At 70.7% G+C, this 19,524-nt stretch carries 23 protein-coding genes; 9 read left to right on the forward strand and 14 right to left on the reverse strand.

What is annotated here, in order from left to right:
* Positions 1–10: 10 nt before the first annotated feature.
* The gene (locus tag TTH_RS07830) at positions 11–424 is read left to right on the forward strand and encodes a PaaI family thioesterase (RefSeq protein WP_011228753.1); all 414 of its coding nucleotides are present in this window, start codon (positions 11–13) and stop codon (positions 422–424) included.
* Here the strand turns inward: TTH_RS07830 and TTH_RS07835 are convergent.
* Positions 398–1,360 carry a dipeptidase gene (locus TTH_RS07835; protein ID WP_011228754.1) on the reverse strand — a complete coding sequence of 321 codons (963 nt, stop codon included), beginning with the start codon at positions 1,358–1,360 and terminating at the stop codon, positions 398–400. The two genes, TTH_RS07830 and TTH_RS07835, sit on opposite strands and share 27 nt — an antisense overlap.
* Before the next feature lie 22 nt (positions 1,361–1,382).
* On the opposite strand from TTH_RS07835, the gene uvrC reads away from it, so the two are divergent.
* A complete protein-coding gene (uvrC, locus tag TTH_RS07840) occupies positions 1,383–3,155 on the forward strand; it encodes an excinuclease ABC subunit UvrC (protein WP_011228755.1) in 1,773 nt (590 codons plus the stop codon).
* A 62-nt stretch (positions 3,156–3,217) separates the two neighbouring features.
* Here the strand turns inward: uvrC and TTH_RS07845 are convergent, their stop codons facing one another.
* The 3 genes from TTH_RS07845 to TTH_RS07855 are packed head-to-tail and all read right to left on the reverse strand — an operon-like array spanning position 3,218 to position 5,280.
* Positions 3,218–4,141 (reverse strand): ribose-phosphate diphosphokinase, encoded by a 924-nt coding sequence (locus TTH_RS07845; RefSeq protein WP_011173595.1) that lies wholly within the window; start codon positions 4,139–4,141, stop codon positions 3,218–3,220.
* Positions 4,142–4,153: 12 nt separating this feature from the next.
* Complete coding sequence (gene mtnN, locus TTH_RS07850) at positions 4,154–4,816, reverse strand: 5'-methylthioadenosine/S-adenosylhomocysteine nucleosidase (protein WP_011228756.1); 663 nt, start codon at positions 4,814–4,816, stop codon at positions 4,154–4,156.
* A complete protein-coding gene (locus tag TTH_RS07855; RefSeq protein WP_011173597.1) occupies positions 4,813–5,280 on the reverse strand; it encodes an S-ribosylhomocysteine lyase in 468 nt (155 codons plus the stop codon). Before TTH_RS07855 ends, mtnN begins: the two co-directional genes overlap by 4 nt.
* A 114-nt stretch (positions 5,281–5,394) precedes the next feature.
* On the opposite strand from TTH_RS07855, the gene guaA reads away from it, so the two are divergent.
* From guaA to TTH_RS07885, 6 genes are read left to right on the forward strand one after another with little or no spacing between them, the layout of a single operon-like run.
* Positions 5,395–6,906, forward strand: coding sequence for a glutamine-hydrolyzing GMP synthase (gene guaA, locus TTH_RS07860; RefSeq protein ID WP_011228757.1), 1,512 nt, complete (start codon positions 5,395–5,397; stop codon positions 6,904–6,906).
* Positions 6,906–7,469, forward strand: a complete 564-nt coding sequence (locus TTH_RS07865) for a Uma2 family endonuclease (protein WP_164926060.1) — start codon at positions 6,906–6,908, stop codon at positions 7,467–7,469. Before guaA ends, TTH_RS07865 begins: the two co-directional genes overlap by 1 nt.
* Before the next feature lie 24 nt (positions 7,470–7,493).
* Positions 7,494–7,781 (forward strand): glutamine synthetase/cystathionine beta-lyase binding protein, encoded by a 288-nt coding sequence (locus TTH_RS07870; RefSeq protein ID WP_011228759.1) that lies wholly within the window; start codon positions 7,494–7,496, stop codon positions 7,779–7,781.
* Complete coding sequence (locus tag TTH_RS07875; protein ID WP_011228760.1) at positions 7,781–8,167, forward strand: VOC family protein; 387 nt, start codon at positions 7,781–7,783, stop codon at positions 8,165–8,167. Before TTH_RS07870 ends, TTH_RS07875 begins: the two co-directional genes overlap by 1 nt.
* On the forward strand, positions 8,164–8,664 hold the full coding sequence (gene rnhA / locus TTH_RS07880; RefSeq protein ID WP_011228761.1) for a ribonuclease HI: 501 nt from the start codon (positions 8,164–8,166) through the stop codon (positions 8,662–8,664). The genes TTH_RS07875 and rnhA overlap by 4 nt, the downstream gene beginning before the upstream one ends.
* A gap of 18 nt (positions 8,665–8,682) precedes the next feature.
* The gene (locus TTH_RS07885) at positions 8,683–10,344 is read left to right on the forward strand and encodes an acyl-CoA carboxylase subunit beta (protein WP_011228762.1); all 1,662 of its coding nucleotides are present in this window, start codon (positions 8,683–8,685) and stop codon (positions 10,342–10,344) included.
* On the opposite strand, the gene TTH_RS07890 is transcribed toward TTH_RS07885, so the two are convergent.
* From TTH_RS07890 to gmk, 5 genes are read right to left on the reverse strand one after another with little or no spacing between them, the layout of a single operon-like run.
* Positions 10,341–10,952 (reverse strand): MarC family protein, encoded by a 612-nt coding sequence (locus tag TTH_RS07890; protein ID WP_011228763.1) that lies wholly within the window; start codon positions 10,950–10,952, stop codon positions 10,341–10,343. The genes TTH_RS07885 and TTH_RS07890 overlap by 4 nt on opposite strands.
* 1 nt (position 10,953) lies before the next feature.
* Positions 10,954–11,448, reverse strand: a complete 495-nt coding sequence (gene argR / locus TTH_RS07895) for an arginine repressor (RefSeq protein WP_008633181.1) — start codon at positions 11,446–11,448, stop codon at positions 10,954–10,956.
* 9 nt (positions 11,449–11,457) lie between these two features.
* Positions 11,458–12,648, reverse strand: a complete 1,191-nt coding sequence (gene coaBC, locus TTH_RS07900; RefSeq protein ID WP_011228764.1) for a bifunctional phosphopantothenoylcysteine decarboxylase/phosphopantothenate--cysteine ligase CoaBC — start codon at positions 12,646–12,648, stop codon at positions 11,458–11,460.
* 6 nt (positions 12,649–12,654) lie between these two features.
* Entirely contained in the window at positions 12,655–12,954 is a 300-nt protein-coding gene (gene rpoZ / locus TTH_RS07905; RefSeq protein ID WP_008633185.1) for a DNA-directed RNA polymerase subunit omega, read from the reverse strand.
* On the reverse strand, positions 12,935–13,597 hold the full coding sequence (gene gmk / locus TTH_RS07910; RefSeq protein WP_008633187.1) for a guanylate kinase: 663 nt from the start codon (positions 13,595–13,597) through the stop codon (positions 12,935–12,937). The genes rpoZ and gmk overlap by 20 nt, the downstream gene beginning before the upstream one ends.
* A gap of 52 nt (positions 13,598–13,649) precedes the next feature.
* On the opposite strand from gmk, the gene TTH_RS07915 reads away from it, so the two are divergent.
* The gene (locus tag TTH_RS07915; protein ID WP_011228766.1) at positions 13,650–15,077 is read left to right on the forward strand and encodes a glycoside hydrolase family 13 protein; all 1,428 of its coding nucleotides are present in this window, start codon (positions 13,650–13,652) and stop codon (positions 15,075–15,077) included.
* On the opposite strand, the gene TTH_RS07920 is transcribed toward TTH_RS07915, so the two are convergent.
* From TTH_RS07920 to TTH_RS07940, 5 genes are read right to left on the reverse strand one after another with little or no spacing between them, the layout of a single operon-like run.
* Complete coding sequence (locus tag TTH_RS07920) at positions 15,074–15,517, reverse strand: DNA base-flipping protein (RefSeq protein ID WP_011228767.1); 444 nt, start codon at positions 15,515–15,517, stop codon at positions 15,074–15,076. The genes TTH_RS07915 and TTH_RS07920 overlap by 4 nt on opposite strands.
* 4 nt (positions 15,518–15,521) lie before the next feature.
* Positions 15,522–16,571 carry a SpoIID/LytB domain-containing protein gene (locus tag TTH_RS07925; protein WP_164926061.1) on the reverse strand — a complete coding sequence of 350 codons (1,050 nt, stop codon included), beginning with the start codon at positions 16,569–16,571 and terminating at the stop codon, positions 15,522–15,524.
* Positions 16,572–16,606: 35 nt separating this feature from the next.
* Positions 16,607–18,061 (reverse strand): bacillithiol biosynthesis cysteine-adding enzyme BshC, encoded by a 1,455-nt coding sequence (gene bshC, locus TTH_RS07930; RefSeq protein ID WP_011228769.1) that lies wholly within the window; start codon positions 18,059–18,061, stop codon positions 16,607–16,609.
* Between the two features lie 10 nt (positions 18,062–18,071).
* Positions 18,072–18,695 carry a Crp/Fnr family transcriptional regulator gene (locus TTH_RS07935; RefSeq protein ID WP_011228770.1) on the reverse strand — a complete coding sequence of 208 codons (624 nt, stop codon included), beginning with the start codon at positions 18,693–18,695 and terminating at the stop codon, positions 18,072–18,074.
* A 9-nt stretch (positions 18,696–18,704) separates the two neighbouring features.
* Positions 18,705–19,523 carry a menaquinone biosynthesis family protein gene (locus TTH_RS07940; protein WP_011228771.1) on the reverse strand — a complete coding sequence of 273 codons (819 nt, stop codon included), beginning with the start codon at positions 19,521–19,523 and terminating at the stop codon, positions 18,705–18,707.
* Between the last annotated feature and the right edge of the window lies 1 nt (position 19,524).

A 19,524-nucleotide genomic window follows, 5' to 3' on the forward strand; every position in this document is an offset into this window, starting at 1 on the left:
ACTCCAGGGCATGGAGGTCAAGGCCTTCCTGGAGCGGGAAACCTTGGACCGGACCCTGGGGGTCCGCTACCTCAAGGCGGAGAAGGACGAGGTGGTGGCGGAGCTTGTGGTGACGCCCAAGGTCCACCAGCCCTTCGGCTTCCTCCACGGGGGGGCCACGGTGGCCCTGGCGGAAAGCGTGGCGAGCGTGGGGGGGTTCCTGAACTGCCCTCCGGGGCACGCCGCCTTCGGGCTGGAGATCAACTGCAACCACCTCCGCAAGAAGCGGGAGGGGACGATCCGGGCCGTGGGGAGGCCCCTCCACGTGGGCCGCACCACCCAGGTCTGGGAGGTGAAGGTCTACGACGAGGAAGGGCGCCTGGTGGCCGCAAGCCGCTGCACCCTGGCCGTGGTCCCCCTAGAACCAGCCAAGGAGCCAGCGTAGCCAGTTCCCGCCCAAAAACCCCTCGTCCCCTAAGGCGCGGAGGTCCCGGTGCCGGTCCAGGCCCTGGGGCACGGCCTCGAGGCCGAACCCCCCGTCCCAGTCCGTGCCCAGGCCCACCCGCCCCCCGCCCATGAGGGCCTCGGCGTGGGCCTTGTGCCGGAAAAAGGCCTCCAGGGGAAGCCGCGCCATCCCCCGCTTCCAGGCGGGGTCTAAAAAGGCGTTAAAGGGCACGAGGCCCAAAACCCCCTCCCGCCCGGCCAGGGCCCGCAAGAGCCCGTCGGAGAGGTGCCTCTCGGAGGGCACCAGGGCGCGGCAGTTGGCGTGGGTGGCGCACACGGGGCCTTCGTAAACCCTTAGGGCCTCCCAGGCCGCTTCCTCCGCCAGGTGGGAGAGGTCCAGGGCCACGCCCAAAGCCGCCATCGCCTCGAGGAGGGCCCGCCCCTTGGCCGTGAGGGGGCCAGGCTCGGCGTTCCCGCCGGCGTAGGCGTTTCCCGTGGCCCAGGTGAGGGAGAGGAGCCTGAGGCCCCGCTTGCGCAAGGGGCGGAGGTCCTCGGGGGCTTCCAGGGCGTGGGCCCCCTCCAGGAGGAGGACGAGGCCCAAGACGCCGTCTTGGGGGAAGCGCTCCAGGTGGGCCAAGAGGTCCTCCCGCTCCCTTAGGACCCTCACGAGGCCCCGCCTCTCCCAGGCCTCGTAGAGGGCGAGCTGGGCGTAGACCTCCTCCTCCCAGTCCTCCTGTGCCCCTTCCCGAGGGTCCACGAAGAGGGTGGCGAAGGCGAGGGCCACCCCCGCCTCCTTAAGGCTCGGGAGGGTGACCAGGGGGGTGTCGGGGTGGGGGTCCTGGGCGCGGAGGGCCTCCAAGGGGAGGGTGAGGTCCCGCCCTAAGGCGCGGGCGTTCCAGGCCAGGTCCAGGTGGGCGTCCACCAGGAAGGGAGGCACGGGGAAAGTCTACAATGGGGGCGTGCGGGCCCAAGACCTCCCTCCCCTTCCCGAGACCCCCGGGGTCTACCTGTGGAAGCGGGGGGAGGAGGTGCTCTACGTGGGCAAGGCCAAGAGCCTCCGCGCCCGGGTGAAAAGCTACTTCCACGCCGAGGGCAAGGCGAGGCGCATCGCCGAGGAGGCCACAGGGCTAGACTTCATCGCCACCCGGGACGAGGTGGAGGCCCTCCTCCTCGAGGCCAACCTCATCAAGGCCCACCGCCCCCTCTACAACGTCCTCCTCAAGGACGACAAGCACTACCCCTTCCTCAAGCTCACCAACGAGCCCTTCCCCACCCTCCTCGTGGTGCGCCGGGTGGAGGAGGACGGGGCCAAGTACTACGGGCCCTTCCCCGAGGCGGGGGCGCTTCGCCGCATCAAGACCCTCATAGACCGCCTCTTCCCCTTGCGCAAGAACTCGGGCTACCCCATGAAAAGGAGGCGCTACCCCTGCCTGAACTACAGCATGGGCCGCTGCCTCGCCCCTTGCGTGGGGAAGGCGGACCCAGAGGCCTACCAGGAGGTGGTGCGCCAGGTGGAGGCGGTCCTCGAGGGCCGGGTGGACGGGCTCCTTCAGGAGCTCGAGGCCAAGATGCGGGAGGCGGCGAGAAGGCTTGAGTTTGAGCGGGCGGCGGAGATCCGCGACCAGATGGAGGCCCTAAGGGCCTTCTTCTCCACGGACCAGCAGGCCTTTGACCCGGAGATGGGGGACCTGGACTTTCTGGGGATGGCCCGCTCCGGGGCCCTCGCCGTGGTGCAGCTCTACCAGGTGCGCTCCGGGCGGATCCTCGGCCGCATCAGCCGCGTGGTGGAGAAGGAGGAGGCCACGGACGAGGAAATCCTCTGGGCCTTCCTCCGGGACCACTACCTGGAGGCCTCCCCCCTCCCCCCCCTCGTCCTCCTCCCCTTCCCCCTGGAGGACCTGGAAAGCCTCGCCGAGCTCCTCAAGCGCCGCGCGGGGCGGAAGGTGGAGCTTAGGGTGCCGAAGAAGGGGGAGAAGGCGCGGCTCTTGGAACTCGCCGAAAGGAACGCCCGCCTCGCCTTGGAGACCGAGCTCAAGCTCCGGGAAAGGCGGGGGGAGCACCCTGCCCTCAAGGCCCTCCAGGACCTCCTGGGGCTTCCCGCCCGCCCCTGGCGCCTCGAGGGCTACGACATAAGCCACCTCCAGGGCCAGGCCCGGGTCTTCTCCATCGCCGTCTTTGAGGGGGGAAGGCCCAAGCGGCAGGAGTACCGCAGGATGCGCCTCAAGGCGGGGAACGACGACTACGCCGCCATGGAGGAAGGGGTCTTCCGCCGCTACACGGGAAGCCTCAAGGACCTTCCCCTCCCCGACCTCCTCCTCATTGACGGGGGAGTGGGCCAGGTGCGGGCGGCGGCAAGGGCCCTGGAGCGGGCGGGCCTCAGGCTTCCCCTGGTGGGCCTCGCCAAGGGGGAGGAGGTCCTGGTCACGCCGGAAGGGCGGGAGCTCCGCCTCCCCCTCACCCACCCGGCCCTGCAGCTTCTCATCCACCTCCGGGACGAGGCCCACCAAAACGGCCTCCGCTACCACCGGAAGCGGCGGAGCGAGGAGCTTTTCCGGGTCCTCCAGGGCATCCCCGGGATCGGGGAGAAAAGGAGGCGGCTCCTCTTGGAGCGCTACGGGGGGCTAAGGGCCCTCAAGGAGGCCCCCCTGGAGGAGCTCGCCCGGCTTCCCGGGATGAGCCTCGAGGCCGCCCGGGCCCTCAAGGCGGCCCTGGCCGAGGAGGAGCCCGCCTGACACCACCTGCGCCCCAAAAGGGCCTCCCCAAGCCTTGGTCCGGGCCCATGTGCGGGCGCACCTCAGATGAGGGCGCTCACCGACTGGTTGGTGTGGACGTGGCGGATGGCCTGGGCCAGAAGCTCGGCGGTGGAGAGCACCGTGTAGCCCCCGTCCTTTAGGGGGATGGTGTCGGTGAACACCACCTCGCGGACGGCGGGGTGGGCGAGGTTCTCCTTGGCCCCCCCCACCAGGACGGCGTGGGTGGCCATGACCACCACCTCGGGGAGGGCCCCCGCCTGGAGGAGGGCCTCCACCCCCCGCCTTATCGTCCCCCCGGTGGAGACGATGTCGTCCACCAGGATGGGCCTTTTCCCCTCCACGTCGCCGATGACGTAGGTCACGGAGGTCTCCCGGGGCCCGAGGCGCCTTTTGGCCAGCATGGCGAGGGGAAGGCCGAGCCTTTCCGCAAGCCTTCTCGCCTCCTCGGCCCGGCCCGCGTCCGGGGAGACCACCACGGCGTTTTCCACGTACCCCTTTTCCCGGAGGTAGCGGGCGAAGAGGCGCACGGCGGAGAGGTGGTCCACGGGGATGTCAAAGAAGCCCTGGATCTGGGGGGCGTGGAGGTCAATGGCGATGACCCGCTCCACCCCCACCCTCTCCAAAAGCCCCGCCACCAGCCTGGCGCTGATGGGCTCGCGCCCCTCCGTCTGCTTGTCCTGGCGGGCGTAGCCGAAGTAGGGGATGACGGCGTTGATGCGCCCCGCCGAGCTCCGCCTGGCGGCGTCGGCGAGGAGGAGGAGCTCCATCAGGTGGTCGTTCACCGGGGGGCAGGTGGGCTGGATGAGGTAGACGTCCTCCCCGCGGACGCTCTCAAGAAGCCTGACCCGCACCTCCCCGTCGGGAAAGCGGTCCACCAGGGCCTTGCCCAAGGGCACCCCCAGGGCCTCCGCCACCCGCCGGGCCAAGTCGGGGTGGGCGCTCCCCGAGAAGAGCCGGATTTCCATGGAACCCCCTCCTCACTCTACCAGGGCCCGGGCGAGGAGCCCAAGGCGCCTTGCGGCCTCCCGCAAAAAGGCCTGGAAGTCCAAGGCCGCCCCCTCCCCGGCCCCGTCCGTCACCACGCGCAGGAGGACCATGGGGTGGCGGAAGCGCCAGGCCACCATGAGGGCCGCGGCCCCCTCCATCTCCACGGCGTCCGCCCCGTGGAGGGCGCGAAGCCTTTCCGCCTCCTCCCTTTGGGCCAGAAAGCGGTCCCCCGTGGCCACCACCCCCCGCCGGAAGGGAAGGCCCAAGGCCAGGGCGGCCTTCTCCGCCCGGGCGAGGAGGGCGGGGTCCGAGGGGAAGAAGGCCACCCCAAAGGCGGTCTCCCCCGGCTTGCGGCCGAAGGGGGTGAGGTCCACGTCCCACTGGACCGCCTTCTCCGCCAGGAGGAGGTCCAAGGCGCGGAGGGAAGGGTCCAGGGCCCCCGCCACCCCCAGGAAGAAGCTCTCCGAGGGGCGGAAGCGGGTGAGGACGTGGGCCACGGCCAGGGCGGCCGCCACCTTGCCCACGCCCGTTTCCGCCACCAAGACCCCCTCGCCCCGGTGGAGGGGGAAGGGGGCCTCCAAGGCCTCCCCCGCCCCCAAAGCCTCCCGGAGGGCGGAGGCCTCCTCGGGCTCGGCGGCGAAGAAGGCGGTCACCTCGCCTCCAGGGGAACGGTGGCCTGGACCCTAAGCCCCGCCTTTAGCACCTTCTCCGCCCAGGCCTTGGCGCCAGGAAGGTCATGGTCCCGGTAGTTGCCGCACTCCCTGAAGCTCGCCCCGGGGACCTCCCCCTCGTGGGCGAGGACGTCCTTCAAGGCCTGGGCGAAGGCCTCGAGGACCTTTTCCTCCCCCACGGGGCCTTCCACCACCAGGTAAAACCCCGTGCGGCAGCCCATGGGGGAGAGGTCAATGACCCCCGGGAGGTGGTCCCGCAAATACCCCGCGAGGAGGTGCTCCAGGGTGTGCAAGGCCCCCGTGGGCAGGGCCTCCCGGTTGGGCTGGGCAAGCCTCAGGTCGTACTTCTCCACCACGCCCCCCGCGAGGGCCTTCCTCCCCGCCAGGCGCACGTAGGGGGCCTTGACCTTGGTGTGGTCCAGGCTGAAGCTCTCCACCTCGGCCATGCCCCCATTACACACCACCCGGGGGCAGGACGGGAGCAGGGAAAGGCCCAGGCTCCAAAGCCCCCCGGACTTTTTCCGCCCCTTGGGTTCCAGGAGGCGTAGTAGACTCTTGGCGTGGTCCTGGTCCTGGATTTCGGCTCCCAGTACACGCGGCTCATCGCGAGGAGGCTCCGGGAGCTCCGGGCCTTCTCCCTCATCCTTCCGGGGGACGCCCCCCTGGAGGAGGTCCTCAAGCACCGCCCCCAGGCCCTCATCCTCTCGGGGGGGCCGAGAAGCGTCTTTGACCCCGACGCCCCCCGACCCGACCCCAGGCTCTTCTCCTCGGGCCTGCCCCTCCTCGGGATCTGCTACGGCATGCAGCTCCTCGCCCAGGAGCTCGGGGGACGGGTGGAGCGGGCGGGCCGGGCCGAGTACGGCAAGGCCCTCCTCACCCGCCACGAGGGCCCCCTCTTCCGGGGCCTCGAGGGGGAGGTCCAGGTCTGGATGAGCCACCAGGACGCCGTGACCGCCCCGCCCCCGGGCTGGCGGGTGGTGGCGGAGACGGAGGAGAACCCCGTGGCCGCCATCGCCTCCCCGGACGGGCGGGCCTACGGCGTCCAGTTCCACCCCGAGGTAGCCCACACCCCCAAGGGGATGCAGATCCTGGAGAACTTCCTGGAGCTTGCCGGGGTCAAGCGGGACTGGACCCCGGAGCACGTCCTGGAAGAACTCCTCCGGGAGGTGCGGGAGCGGGCGGGGAAGGACCGGGTCCTCCTCGCCGTCTCCGGGGGGGTGGACTCCTCCACCCTGGCCCTCCTCCTCGCCAAGGCGGGGGTGGACCACCTGGCCGTCTTCGTGGACCACGGGCTTTTGCGCCTGGGGGAGCGGGAGGAGGTGGAGGGGGCCTTAAGGGCCCTTGGGGTGAACCTCCTGGTGGTGGACGCCAAGGAGCGCTTCCTGAAGGCCCTAAAGGGCGTGGAGGACCCCGAGGAAAAGCGCAAGATCATCGGGCGGGAGTTCGTGGCGGCCTTCTCCCAGGTGGCCCGGGAGAGGGGCCCCTTCCGCTTCCTCGCCCAGGGAACCCTCTACCCGGACGTCATTGAGTCCGCCGGGGGGCACGGGGCGGCCAAGATCAAGAGCCACCACAACGTGGGCGGCCTCCCCGAGGACCTGGAGTTTGAGCTCCTAGAGCCCTTTCGCCTCCTCTTCAAGGACGAGGTGCGGGAGCTCGCCCTCCTCCTCGGGCTTCCCGACACCCTGCGCCTCCGCCACCCCTTCCCCGGGCCTGGCCTCGCCGTGCGCGTCCTGGGGGAGGTGACGGAGGAGCGCCTGGAGATCCTGAGGCGGGCGGACGACATCTTCACGAGCCTCCTCAGGGAGTGGGGCCTCTACGAGAAGGTGGCCCAAGCCCTGGCGGTCCTCACGCCCGTGAGGAGCGTGGGGGTGGCGGGGGACGAAAGGAAGTACGGGTACGTCCTCGCCCTCAGGGCCGTCACCACCGAGGACTTCATGACCGCCGACTGGGCGAGGCTTCCCCTGGAGTTCCTGGACGAGGCGGCCCGGCGGATCACCCGCAGGGTCCCGGAGATCGGACGGGTGGTCTACGACCTCACCTCCAAGCCCCCGGCCACGATAGAGTGGGAATGATGGGCGAACCCGCAAGGCTCAGGCGGCTCACCGCCGAGGAGTACCTGAGGGAGGAGGCCACCTCCCCCGTGAAGCGGGAGCTGGTGGAGGGGGTTCCCTACGCCATGGCCGGGGCGGGCCGGGCCCACAACCTGATCGTGACCAACCTGGTGCTCCTCCTTGGCCCCCTGGCCCGCAGGAAGGGCTGCCGCCTCTACGTGGCCGACATGAAGCTTAAGGTGGGGGAGGCCACCTTCTACTACCCGGACCTCATGGCGGTCTGCGCTCCACCCCCGGAGAGTCCCCTCTACGAGGAGGCCCCCTGCCTGGTGGTGGAGGTCCTCTCCCCCGCCACGGAGGGGGTGGACCGCAGGGAGAAGCTCTGGCGCTACCTCTCCCTTCCCTCCCTCGAGGGCTACCTCCTGGTGAGCGCCCGGGAGAGGCGGGTGGAGCTCTACCGGAAGGAGGGGGATATCCTCCACCAGGTGGCGGAGGAAGGCGAGGTCCCCCTGCCCTGCCTGGAGGGGAGCCTGCCCGTGGCGGAGGTCTACGCGGGGGTAGAGCTGGAGGGCCAAGAGGCGTAGACTGGAGGGGAAAGGAGGCAAGCCATGCCCACCTTTATCGTCCTCAGCACCCTGACCGACGACGGAGCCGAGACCCTGGTGAAGAACCCCGAGCGCATCAAGGAGGTGAACCAGGAGCTGGAGCGGGACTTCGGGGTCAGGGTGGTGGCCCAGTACGCCGTGCTCGGGCCCTACGACTTCGTGAACGTCGTGGAGGCGGAGGACGCCGCCACCGTGGCCCGGGCCATGCTCCACCTGGCCTCCCGGGGAAGCGTGAAGACGATGACCCTCGAGGCCATCCCCGTGGCCGACCTCATCGCCCGGCTCAAGTAGTGGAGGTTCTGGAGACTTCCGTCTACGCCGAGGACCTGGAGAAGGCCCGGGCCTTCTACGAAGGGGTCTTGGGCCTTCCCTGCTTTCAGTTCAAACCGCCCCGGCACGCCTTCTTCCGCGCCGGGCGGGGGGTGTTCCTGGTCTTCAACCCAAAGCTCACGGCAAAGGAAACCCACCTCCCTCCCCACGGGGCCAAAGGCAGCGTCCACGTGGCCTTCCGAGTGGAGGAGGAGGAGCTTCCCGCCTGGGAAGCGCGCCTCAAGGCGGCGGGCTACCCGGTGTGGTGGGCCGAGTGGCCCAAGGGAAAGAGCCTCTACACCCAGGACCCCGCCGGCAACCTGGTGGAGCTCGCCCCGGCGCGGATCTGGGGCCTGGAGGAGGCGTGAACCCCTCCCCCAGGAAACGCGTGGCCCTCTTCACCGACGGGGCCTGCCTGGGAAACCCCGGGCCCGGGGGGTGGGCGGCCCTCCTCCGCTTCCACGCCCACGAGAAGCTCCTCTCCGGGGGAGAGGCCTGCACCACCAACAACCGCATGGAGCTCAAGGCGGCCATAGAGGGCCTAAAGGCCCTCAAGGAGCCTTGCGAGGTGGACCTCTACACCGACAGCCACTACCTCAAGAAGGCCTTCACCGAGGGCTGGCTGGAAGGCTGGCGGAAAAGGGGCTGGCGGACGGCGGAGGGCAAGCCCGTGAAAAACCGCGACCTCTGGGAGGCCCTCCTCCTCGCCATGGCCCCCCACCGGGTGCGCTTCCACTTCGTGAAGGGGCACACGGGCCACCCGGAGAACGAACGGGTGGACCGGGAGGCGAGGCGCCAGGCCCAGTCCCAGGCCAAAACGCCCTGCCCGCCCCGGGCCCCCACGCTTTTTCACGAAGAGGCATAAAAGCGTTATAATCGGGCCATGCTGGAAACCGCCCTGCGCCCGGAGGACCGGGAAAGCCCCACCTTTAAGGCCAACAAGGACGCCTGGGTGGCCCTGGTGCGGGACTTCAGGGAAAGCCTGGAAAGGGTGCGCCAGGGAGGTGGCCCCAAGGCCGTGGAGCGGCAGCACAAGAAGGGCCGCCTCACCGCCAGGGAGCGCATACAAAAGCTCATAGACCCCGGCACGGAGTTCTACGAGCTCATGGCCTTCGCCGGATGGGGGATGTACGAGGAGTGGGGCGGGGCCCCGGCGGGGGGGGTGATCACGGGGATCGGCCGCATCGCGGGACGGGACTGGATGATCGTCGCCAACGACGCCACGGTGAAGGCCGGGGCCTTCTTCCCCATCACCGCCAAGAAGGTGATCCGGGCCCAGACCATCGCCCTGGAAAACCGCATCCCCACGGTCTACCTGGTGGACTCCGCCGGGGTGTTCCTCCCCCTCCAGGACGAGGTCTTCCCCGACCAGGACGACTTTGGCCGCATCTTCTACCTGAACGCCCGCATGTCGGCCCTGGGGATCCCCCAGATCTCGGCCATCATGGGGAACTGCGTGGCCGGGGGGGCCTACCTCCCCGTGATGACGGACGTCCTCATCATGACGGAGGGAAGCGGCCTCTACCTCGCGGGCCCCGCCCTGGTGAAGGCGGCCATCGGCCAGGAGGTCACCTCCGAGGAGCTCGGGGGGGCGAGGATGCACTACGAGGTCTCGGGAACGGTGGACTTCTACGAGCCCACGGACGAGGCGGCCTTGGCGCGCATAAGGGAGCTCGCCGCCCTCTACCCGCCCCCCCGCCTCGCCCCTTGGGCGGAAGGGCGCAAAGCGCCCAAGGAACCCCTCTACCCCATAGAGGACCTCTACGGCCTGGTCTCCCCCGACGGCTCCCGCCCCTACGACCTCCGGGAGGTGATCGCCCGGATCGTGGACGGCTCGGAGTTTCTGGAGTACAAGGGGGGGTACGGGGAGACCCTGGTCACGGGCTTCGCCCGGATCGGGGGGTACCCCGTGGGCATTGTGGGCAACCAGCGCCTCGTCCTCAAGAAGCGGGGGCGGATTGAGGTGGGCGGGGTCATCTACGCCGAGGCGGCGGACAAGGCGGCCCGGTTCATCCTCGAGGTCAACCAGATGGGGATCCCCCTCCTCTTCCTCCAGGACGTGACGGGCTTCATGGTGGGGAAGGAGTCGGAGCAGGCGGGGATCATCAGGCGGGGGGCGAAGCTGGTGAACGCCGTCTCCAACTCGGTGGTGCCCAAGATCACCCTGATCCTCGGGGGGTCCTTCGGGGCGGGGAACTACGCCCTCGCGGGCAAGGCCTACGCCCCCCGGTTCCTCTTCGCCTGGCCCAGCGCCAAGTACGCCGTGATGGGCGGGGCCCAGGCGGCGAAGACCCTTCTGGAGCTTGAGGTGGAGAAGCTCAAGCGGGAGGGGAAGGAGCCCTCGGACGAGGAGCTCAAGGAGCTCTACGAGCGCATCAAGGGCCGCTACGAGGAGACCCTGGACCCCCGCTACGCCGCCGCCAGGCTCTGGGTGGACGGGGTGATCTTCCCCCACGAGACCCGGAAGTGGCTCATCAAGGCCCTCGAGGCCTGCGCCCTGAACCCGGAGCGGGAGCCTTTCCGCATCGGGGTCTTCCAGGTCTAGAGGAGGCCCTTCACCCCGTCCGCCACGTACTGCACGGCCAGGGCGGCGAGGAGGAGGCCCAGGACGCGGGTGACCACGTTCACCCCCGTCCGCCCCAGGGCCCGGCGCACCGCCGTGGCCCCCCGGAGGAAGAGGTAGGCCAGGAAGAGGACGAGGTAGGCGGTGAAAAGGACCACGGCGAAGCCGTAGGGCACCCCCTTGGCCTCCGCCCCCAGGACCAGGACGCTGGCCAAGGCCCCAGGCCCGGCGATGAGGGGGATGGCGAGGGGAAAGACGGAGATGTCCGCCCGGCTCAAGGCCTCGTCCCGCTCCTCCTCCGTCTCCCGCTCGTGGTGGGCGAAGACCATCTCCGTGGCGATGCGGAAGAGGAGCACCCCGCCCGCGATGCGCAGGGCCTCGAGGGAGATCCCCAGGTGCCCCAGAAGCTCCCGCCCGAAAAAGTAGAAGAAGGTGAGCAGCCCCCCCGCCACCAGGACCGCCTTGCGGGCGATGAGGACCTGGGTCCGGTGGGGGCGGTCCCCCGCCAAGGCCACGAAGACGGGGACGAGCCCCACCGGGTCCATGACCACGAAGAGGGTCAGGAAGGACTTGAGAAAGAGCTCCAGCACCCTAGGAACCGGAAAGCGCCCGCCGCAGGGCCCTTCCCTCCACGAGCAGGCCCGCGAACTCGTCCTCGAGGGCCTGGGCCGCCTCCTCGGTTCGGGCCACCACGAGGATGGTGTCGTCCCCGGCCAAGGTGCCCACGATCTCGTCCCGGCGGAGGCGGTCCAGGAGGTAGGCGATGCCGGAGGCGTGCCCCTCCGCCGTCTTCACCACGAGAAGGTTCCCTCCCCGGTCCACGTCCCGCACGAAGAGGCCGAACTGGCGCTTGAGCTCCTCGTAGGCGTTCTCGGGAAGGTCCGCGGCCGGGAGGACGTACCGGTGCCGCCCCTTGCCCAAGGCGATGCGGGCCAGGCCCAGCTCGGCGATGTCCCGGCTCACCGTGGCCTGGGTCACCTCAAACCCCAGCTGGCGCAGCCTCTCCACCAGCTCCTTCTGGGTGCCGATCTCCTCCCGGCGGACGATCTCCTGGATGGCGCGGTGCCGTTCCGCCTTGTTGCCCATACGCGGCTCCTATCGCTTCCAGAGCTCCTTGACGAAATCCAGTATACGGTGGGCCACCTCCCGCTTGGAAAGCCGGGGAAGCTCCACCACCCGGCCGTCCCGCAGGATCAGGGTCACCTCGTTCTCGGGGCTCCCGAAGCCCACCCCCTCCCGCCCCACGTAGTTCAAGGCGATCAGGTCCAGGTTCTTGCGGGCGAGCTTCCCCCGGGCCCGCTCCAGGCCCTCCCGGGTCTCCATGGCGAAGCCCACGAGCACCCGCCCCTCCTTCCTCTCCCCGAGCTCGCGGAGGATGTCGGGGTTGGGCACGAGGCGGAGGAGCTTTTCCGCCTCGGCCTTGGGCTCCTTGTCCTTTAGGGTCTCGGCGGGCCGGTAGTCCGCCACCGCGGCGGCCATGACCACCGCCTGGGCCCAGGGGTAGCGGTCCAGGAGGGCCTTTCGCATCTCCAGGGCGCTCTCCACCCGGACCACCTCCACGCCCCAGGGGTCGGGAAGCGCGGTGGGCCCGGAGACCAGGACCACCTCCGCCCCCCGGTCCCGGGCGGCCTCGGCCACGGCGTAGCCCATCCGGCCCGAGGAGGGGTTGGAGAGGAAGCGCACCGGGTCCAGGTACTCCCGGGTGGGCCCGGCGGAGACGAGGAGGCGGAGGCCCGAGAGGTCCTTGGGCGCGAGGAAAGCCCGTAACCGCTCCACAAGCTCCTCGGGCTCCAGCATCCGCCCCCATCCCTCCCCCTCCCCCACGGCGGCCAAGGGGCCGTAGGCCGGGCCGAAGAAGGCGTGCCCCAGCTCCTCCAGCCGCCTGACGTGGGCCTGGGTCTGGGGGGCGAGCCACATGGCCTCGTTCATGGCCGGGGCCCAGGCCACCCGTTTGGCCCCGGCGAGGAGGGTGGCGGAGAGGAGGTCGTCGGCGAGCCCCAAAGCGGCCTTGGCCAGGGCGTCGGCGGTGGCGGGGGCCACCAGGACCACCTCGGCCCAGCGGGCGAGCTCAATGTGGAGGGCCCTCCCGTCGGGCCGGAACCAGGCCTCCTCCGTGGCCACCTCGCCCCCGGAGGCCACGGCCAGGGAGAGGGGGGTGACGAACTCCAGGGCCCTGGGGGTGGCGAGGGCCCGCACCTCGTGCCCCTCCCGGCGCAGGAGGCGGAGGAGGTGGGGGGCCTTCACCGCGGCCACCCCCCCCGTCACCGCCACCAGGACCCGGGCCACGGCGCGCTACTCCTCCCGCTCCACCGGGTAGAGCCGCTCCATCTCCTTTTGGAGCCGGTCCTCGGGCACCAGGTTCTCGCCGAAGACCAACCGGCCCGTGAGGAGCTCCTTCATGGCCCAGGTCACGGCGTTGGGGTCGTCAAAAAGCCCCTCGAGGGTCTGCATCTTGGGCCTCTCCTCCGGCTCCAAGACCGTGTTCTTGAAGCCGTGGCGGAGGAGCTGCTGCGCCCTTTTGGCCACCACCACGGTGAGCCGGTACTTGGAGTCCACCATGCCGAAGAGCTTGTCAATGCCCGGTTCCGCCATACCGCCTCCTTAGGATCTCGTCCAGCTCGGCCTCGAGGGCCAAATCGCGCCGCAGGGCCATCTCCAAAGCCTCCCCCATCCTCCCGCTCCGCCGCCTCTCCGCGGTGAGGATGGCGAGGAAGTCGGCCACGGCCTCCTCGAGGACGTCGTTCACCACCACGTAGTCAAAGAGGTGGGCGTTCCTTATCTCCCACTCCGCCTGCTCCAGGCGCTTCTGGATCTTCTCGGGGCTGTCCTTGCCCCGGTAGACCAGGCGGCGCTTCAGCTCGGAGAGAGAGGGGGGTAGGAGGAAGATCAGGACCGCCTCGGGCACGGCCCGCTTCACCTGGAGCGCCCCCTGGACCTCAATCTCCAAGAGGACGTCCTCCCCCCGGCTCAAGGCCCGCTCCACCGGGGCCCTGGGGGTGCCGTAGAGGTGGCCCACGTACTCCGCGTACTCCAAGAAGCCGTCCTCGCGGACGAGGGCCTCAAAGGTGGGGCGGTCCACGAAGTAGTAGTCCACCCCGTCCACCTCCCCCGGCCGGGGGGGGCGGGTGGTCATGGAGATGGAGTAGAAGAGCCGGGTGCGCTCCAGCACCTTCGCCCGCACCGTGCCCTTGCCCACCCCGCTCGCCCCGGTCATCACGAAAAGGCGGCCCCGCATCCCCTTCACCCGGGAGAGGATACCACAGGACCGGGGTGTTAGACTCGGAGGCATGGCATGGTACGAAGGCGCCTTCTTTTACCAGATCTTCCCCGACCGCTTCTTCCGCGCAGGCCCGCCGGGCAGGCCCGCCCCCGCGGGGCCCTTTGAGCCCTGGGAAGCCCCCCCTACCCTCAGGGGCTTCAAAGGAGGGACGCTTTGGGGCGTGGCGGAGAAGCTCCCCTACCTCCTGGACCTGGGGGTGGAGGCCATCTACCTCAACCCCGTCTTCGCCTCCACCGCCAACCACCGCTACCACACCGTGGACTACTTCCAGGTAGACCCCATCCTGGGGGGAAACGAGGCCTTAAGGCACCTCCTGGAGGTGGCCCACGCCCACGGGGTGAGGGTCATCCTGGACGGGGTCTTCAACCACACGGGCCGGGGCTTCTTCGCCTTCCAGCACCTCATGGAAAACGGCGAGCAAAGCCCCTACCGGGACTGGTACCACGTCAAGGGCTTCCCCCTAAAGGCCTACACCGCCCACCCCAACTACGAGGCCTGGTGGGGCAACCCCGAGCTCCCCAAGCTCAAGGTGGAGACCCCGGCGGTGCGGGAATACCTCCTCGCCGTGGCCGAGCACTGGATCCGCTTCGGCGTAGACGGCTGGCGTCTGGACGTGCCCAACGAAATCCCCGACCCCACCTTCTGGCGGGAGTTCCGCCAAAGGGTCAAGGGGGCGAACCCCGAGGCCTACATCGTGGGGGAGATCTGGGAGGAGGCGGACTTTTGGCTCCAGGGGGACATGTTTGACGCGGTGATGAACTACCCCCTCGCCCGGGCCGTCCTGGGCTTCGTGGGCGGGGAGGCCCTGGACCGGGACCTCGCGGCGCAAACGGGCCTAGGCCGCATAGAACCCCTCCAGGCCCTGGCCTTCAGCCATCGGCTGGAGGACCTCTTCGGCCGCTACCGCCCCGAGGTGGTCCGGGCCCAGATGAACCTCCTCACCTCCCACGACACCCCCAGGCTCCTCAGCCTGATGCGGGGGAGCGTGGAGCGGGCCCGGCTGGCCCTGGCCCTCCTCTTCCTCCTCCCGGGGAACCCCACCGTCTACTACGGGGAGGAAGTGGGGATGGCGGGGGGCAAGGACCCGGAAAACCGGGGCGGGATGGTCTGGGAGGAGGCCCGCTGGCAGAAGGACCTCCGGGAGACGGTCAAGCGCCTGGCCCGGCTCAGGAAGGAACACCCCGCGCTCCGCACCGCCCCCTACCTGCGGATCTACGCCCAGGACGGCCACCTGGCCTTCGCCCGGGGGCCCTACCTGGCGGTGGTGAACGCCTCTCCCCACCCCTTCCGCCAGGACTTCCCCCTGCACGGGGTCTTCCCCCGGGGGGGAAGGGCGGTGGACCTCCTCTCCGGGGAGGTCTGCACGCCCCAGGGGGGGAGGCTCTGCGGCCCCGTGCTTCCGCCCTTCTCCCTGGCCCTGTGGCGGGAGGCCTAAAGGGCCCCCTCAAAGCGGAGGAGCCAAAGCTTCAGCCCCTCCTGCCCCTGAAACCCCCCAAGCCGCCCGTCGGCGTGGATCACCCGGTGGGCGGGGACGAGGAGGAAAAAGGGGCAGGCCCTAAGGGCCGCCCCCACCGCCCTGGGGGAGAGGCCGAGCTCCCGGCCCAAGGCCCCGTAGCTCACGGTCCGCCCGTAGGGCACAAGGCGGACCCGCTCGTAGAGGCGGAGCCTGGCCGGGGAGAGGCCGGTGTAGTCCAGGGGGAGGTCCAGGAAGTCGGGCCGCTCCCCGGCGAAGTAGGCCTGGACCGCCTCCCGCACCCTAAGGGCCAGCGCCCCTTCGGCCTCCGGACCCCGGGGGTAGAGGGCGGGCTCGAGGCGGCGCACCCCCAGGGGCGAGACCTCCAGCCACAGGGGACCTAAGGGCGTGGGGAGCCACACGGCCCTAGCGCGCCGCCACCTCGAGGGGGGAGAGGAGGGTGCCCGGGAAGTAGTGCCCCAGGATCTCCCGGTAGCCGTAGCCCCGCTCCGCCATCCCCTTGGCCCCCCACTGGGAGAGGCCCACGCCGTGCCCCGCCCCCCGGCCCAGGGCGAGCCAGCCCTGGAACTCCGCCATGGCGGAGGGCAGGCCCATGAGGCGGAGCAGGCGCTGGGCCTCGGGGCCCCGGACCTCCACCCCCAGGAGGCGCACCCGCCAGGCCCGCCCCGAAGGGCTTTTCTCCAGGACCTGGGGCGGGTCGTCCCCCCTCGGGGCGTAGCCCAAGGCCCGGAGCGCCCGGGCCGCCTCCTCGGGGCGCACGGCCTGCTGCCAGACGCTCTTGGGGCCCTTGGCGTAGGGGTCGGGCCGGGGGCGGAGGTAGGGGAGGGCCTTTCGGAAGACCTCCTCGCTCCCCGCCGTCATTCCCCCGGAGTCGGCGTGGTAGAGGGCCGAGGCCACCTGCCCGGCGTAGCTCAGCACCCGCCCCTCCGTGGCCCGGACCGCCCTCTCGTGCCGGGGCGTCTCCGCGGAAAGCCCCAGGTAGACCTGGCAGGCCTCCGTGGCGCAGAGGTCGTAGGGGGCCAAGGGGTTGAGCCGGCGCACGGCGAAGGTGCGGGCCAGGACGGCCTGGGCCTTCAGGGCCTCCTCGGGGAAGGAGGCGGGCATCTCCGCGGGCAGGACCCCGAGGAGGTAGTCCTCCAGGGGAAGGACGTTGACGAGGAGGAGGCGCCCCCCCTCCACCCGGGCCACGAGCCCTCCCCGGTAGGGCCTCTTCTCCAAGGCGAAGTAGGGCCCCTCCACCGCCCAGGAGGGGAGGAGCCGCCCTTCCACCACCACCCCTTCCGCCTGGCCCCGGAGGGCCACCTCCCCCGTGGGGAGGGCAAGCCGCACCTCCTCCCCCAGCTCCACCTCCTTGAGGAGCACCCGGACGAGGAGGGCCTCGAGGCCCGGGGCCTTCTGCCCCAGCGCCGCCAGGACCAAGGCCAATAGCCCTACCCACGCCCAAAGCCGCTTCAACCCCGCCTCCTTTCGCCGAACATCCTAACCCTTCCTCAGCCGAGGTAAAGGGCCACCCTCCCCTCCCAGGGGGCCTCGGCCAGGCGCCTCAGGGCCTCCCCGTGGCGCAGGGCGTACATGGCGTAGGGGTAGACCCGCTCCTGGGGAAGCCCAAAGGGGAGGAGGTGGACCTTAAGCCGCCCGAGGTGGCGGGCGAGGACCTCGTCCCGGGCCGCCTGGGCCGCGAGGAGCTTCCGCCTAAGCCGCTCCGCCTCCCCCCCAACCCGGGCCCGGAAACGCCGGAGGGGCCGGACGAGGTTGGGCTCCAGGGCCTCCGCCTCCTCCACAAGCCGGGAGGCCTCCTGCAAAAGCCCCTCCACCCGGTCCCGGAAGGCGCGAAAAGGGGCCAGCCAGGCCTCCGCCGCCCGGAGGAAGGCCGCCTCCCCCTCGTCCACGAAGGCCCAGGGGTCCAGGCGGTACTTCTCCAGGATGCGCCGGACGGGCGGCTCCACCACCACCCCGAAGGCCCGCAGGAAGAGGGCGGGCATGGCGAGGCCGTAGCGGGCGTAGACCCCGGAGAGCTCGGCCACGTAGCGGAGCTCGTTGGGCCCCACCACGAAGCCCGCCGTGGGCAGGACCAGGTCCTGGAAGACGGGCCTGAGCCCCGCCGCCGGGGTCAGGCGGGAGGGGTCGGCCCGGGCGATCTCCCAAAGCTCCTTGGCCGTGTACCGCCGCACCCCGTCGGTGAAGGCCCCGCCCTCGTAGAAGAGAAGGCGCCTTTGGTCCGTCTCCAGGAAGAGGTTGGTGGCCCCGGGCTTGCGCCTAAGGGGAGGCTTCCCCCCAAGGGCCCGGATCCTTTCCGCCTCCCGGTTGATGGCCTCGGCGCTCCCCAAGGGGTCGGAAAGCTCCCGCTCCAGGGCCTCGAGGAAGAGGGGGGCGAGCTCCTCCGCCATGGGGTCAAAGGGCACAAGCCCCCGCTCCCCGAGAAAGGCGAGGAGGACGCGGGCGAAGAACTCGGAAAGCGTCTCCGCCTCCAGGGCGTAGCCCAGGCGGTAGTCCTTGGCCCAAGGCCCCAAGAAGGCGCGGAGGCGCTCGCGGTGAGGGGCCAGGGGGATCCTGCCCGAGGGCAAAGGGGGGAGGTCCAGGGAGAGGGTCTCCGGCACCTCGTCCCGGAGCAGGTGGAGGTGGCGCACCTCCTCCACGTCGTGGTCCTGGGAGGCCACCCAGAACACCCCGGCCGCCCCCGCCCGGTCGGCGAGGCAGAGGGCGGTGTGGGCCTTGTAGAAGGTGAGGGCGGGCCCACCGAGAAGCCCCGCCTGCTGCCCCGTGACCACCGCCCCCACCTCGAGGCGCTCCAGGGCCCGGAAGGCCTCCTCGGGGGCCTGAAGGCGCTTCAGGTAGGCGGCGAGGGCCTCCCGCAACCGGGGGTGGCCCGGGCGGCGGAGGCGGGCCTTCAGGGCCTCCTCCCCCTGCGGCAGGCCCAGGCTGCGGACCAGACAGGCGGCTTCCATGCTTTAAAGCCTAAAGTTCCTCGGCAAGGCGGGCAAGGGCCTTGGGCTCCAGGACCTCCACCCTGCGGTAGCCCAGGTCCACCCACCCTTTCAGCGCCCACTCCCCGAGGAGCTTGGTGACCGTCTCCCGGGAGGCCCCCACCATCCGGGCCAGGTCCTGGTGGGAGAAGGGGGCGACCCCGTCCTCCCCCATCCGGAGGAGGAGGCGGGCCAGGCGCTGGGCCACGGAGAGGTGGCGCGCCTCCCAAAGCCGCTCCTCCAAGGAGCAGAGCCGCCCGTAAAGGGCCTGAAGGAAAAAGGCCTCTACCTCGGCGAAGCGCGCCCTTAGGGCGGCCAAGCCCTCCCGGGGGGCGAAGTAGAGCTCGGCGTAGGTGAGGGCCTCGGCCCCGGCGCGCCGCCTCGCCTCCCCCCCCAAGGCCTCCTCCCCAAAGACCCCCCCCGGCCCCACCACGTCCAAGACCCCTTCCTCCAGGCCCGGCCCCGGCCGGTGGAGCCCGACGAGGCCCTGGCGCACCAGGTAGACCCCGTCCACGGGGTCCCCGGGGGCGAAGAGGACCGCCCCCCGCCTCAAGCGCAAAGGACGGAAGACCTTGAGGGCCTCTTGGCGGGCCTCGAGGCTCAGTCCTTGGAGCATGGCCCGAGTTTACACGAAAAGGGGCCGGGGGCTGGGGGCGGCAAGCCCCCGGGCCTCGGCCTCGGCGAAGAGGCGGGCCACGGCCCGTTCCCCCTCCTCCCCCACGTCCAGGCTAAAGGCGTTGACGTAGGTGTGGACGTGGGCCCAGATCACCTCATCGGAAAGCTCCTGGGCGTGGGCCCGCATGTAGTCCAAAGCCTCCTCGGGGTGGGCGAGGGCGTAGGCCACGCTTCGCCGCACCGCCTCGTCCAAAGCCCGGATAAGCCCTTCCCCCAGGTCGCGCCGGGCGAGGATGGCCCCCAAGGGCAGGGGGAGGCCCGTCCGCTCCTCCCACCAGGCCCCCAGGTCCACCACCTGGACGAGGCCGTAGCGGGGGTAGGTGAAGCGGCTTTCGTGGATGATGAGCCCCGCCTCCACCTCTCCTTGGGCCACCATGGGGAGGATGCGGTCGTAGCGCACCTCCACGGGGACGAAGCCCTGGGCGTAGAGGGAGAGGAGGAAGTAGGCGGTGGTGTGCCGCCCCGGGACCGCCACCCTCAGGCCCTCCAGAGCCTGGAGGGGGCCTCGGGCCACCACGAGGGGCCCCACGCCCCGGCCCAAGGCCCCCCCGCTCCTTAGGGCCACGTACCGGTCCCGCACCTGAGCGTAGGCGGCGTAGGAGAGCTTGGTGAGGGGAAGCCTTCCCTCCAGGGCCCAGCGGTTCAGGGTCTCCACGTCCTCCAGGACGGGCTCCAAGGGAACGGGGCTTTCCACCCGGCCGTGGACCAGGGCGTAGAAGATGAAGGTGTCGTTGGGGCAGGGGGAGAAGCCGAGCCTGAGCGCCTCCATA

Origin of the sequence: Thermus thermophilus HB8 (assembly GCF_000091545.1) — a bacterium.
Taxonomy (GTDB): domain Bacteria; phylum Deinococcota; class Deinococci; order Deinococcales; family Thermaceae; genus Thermus; species Thermus thermophilus.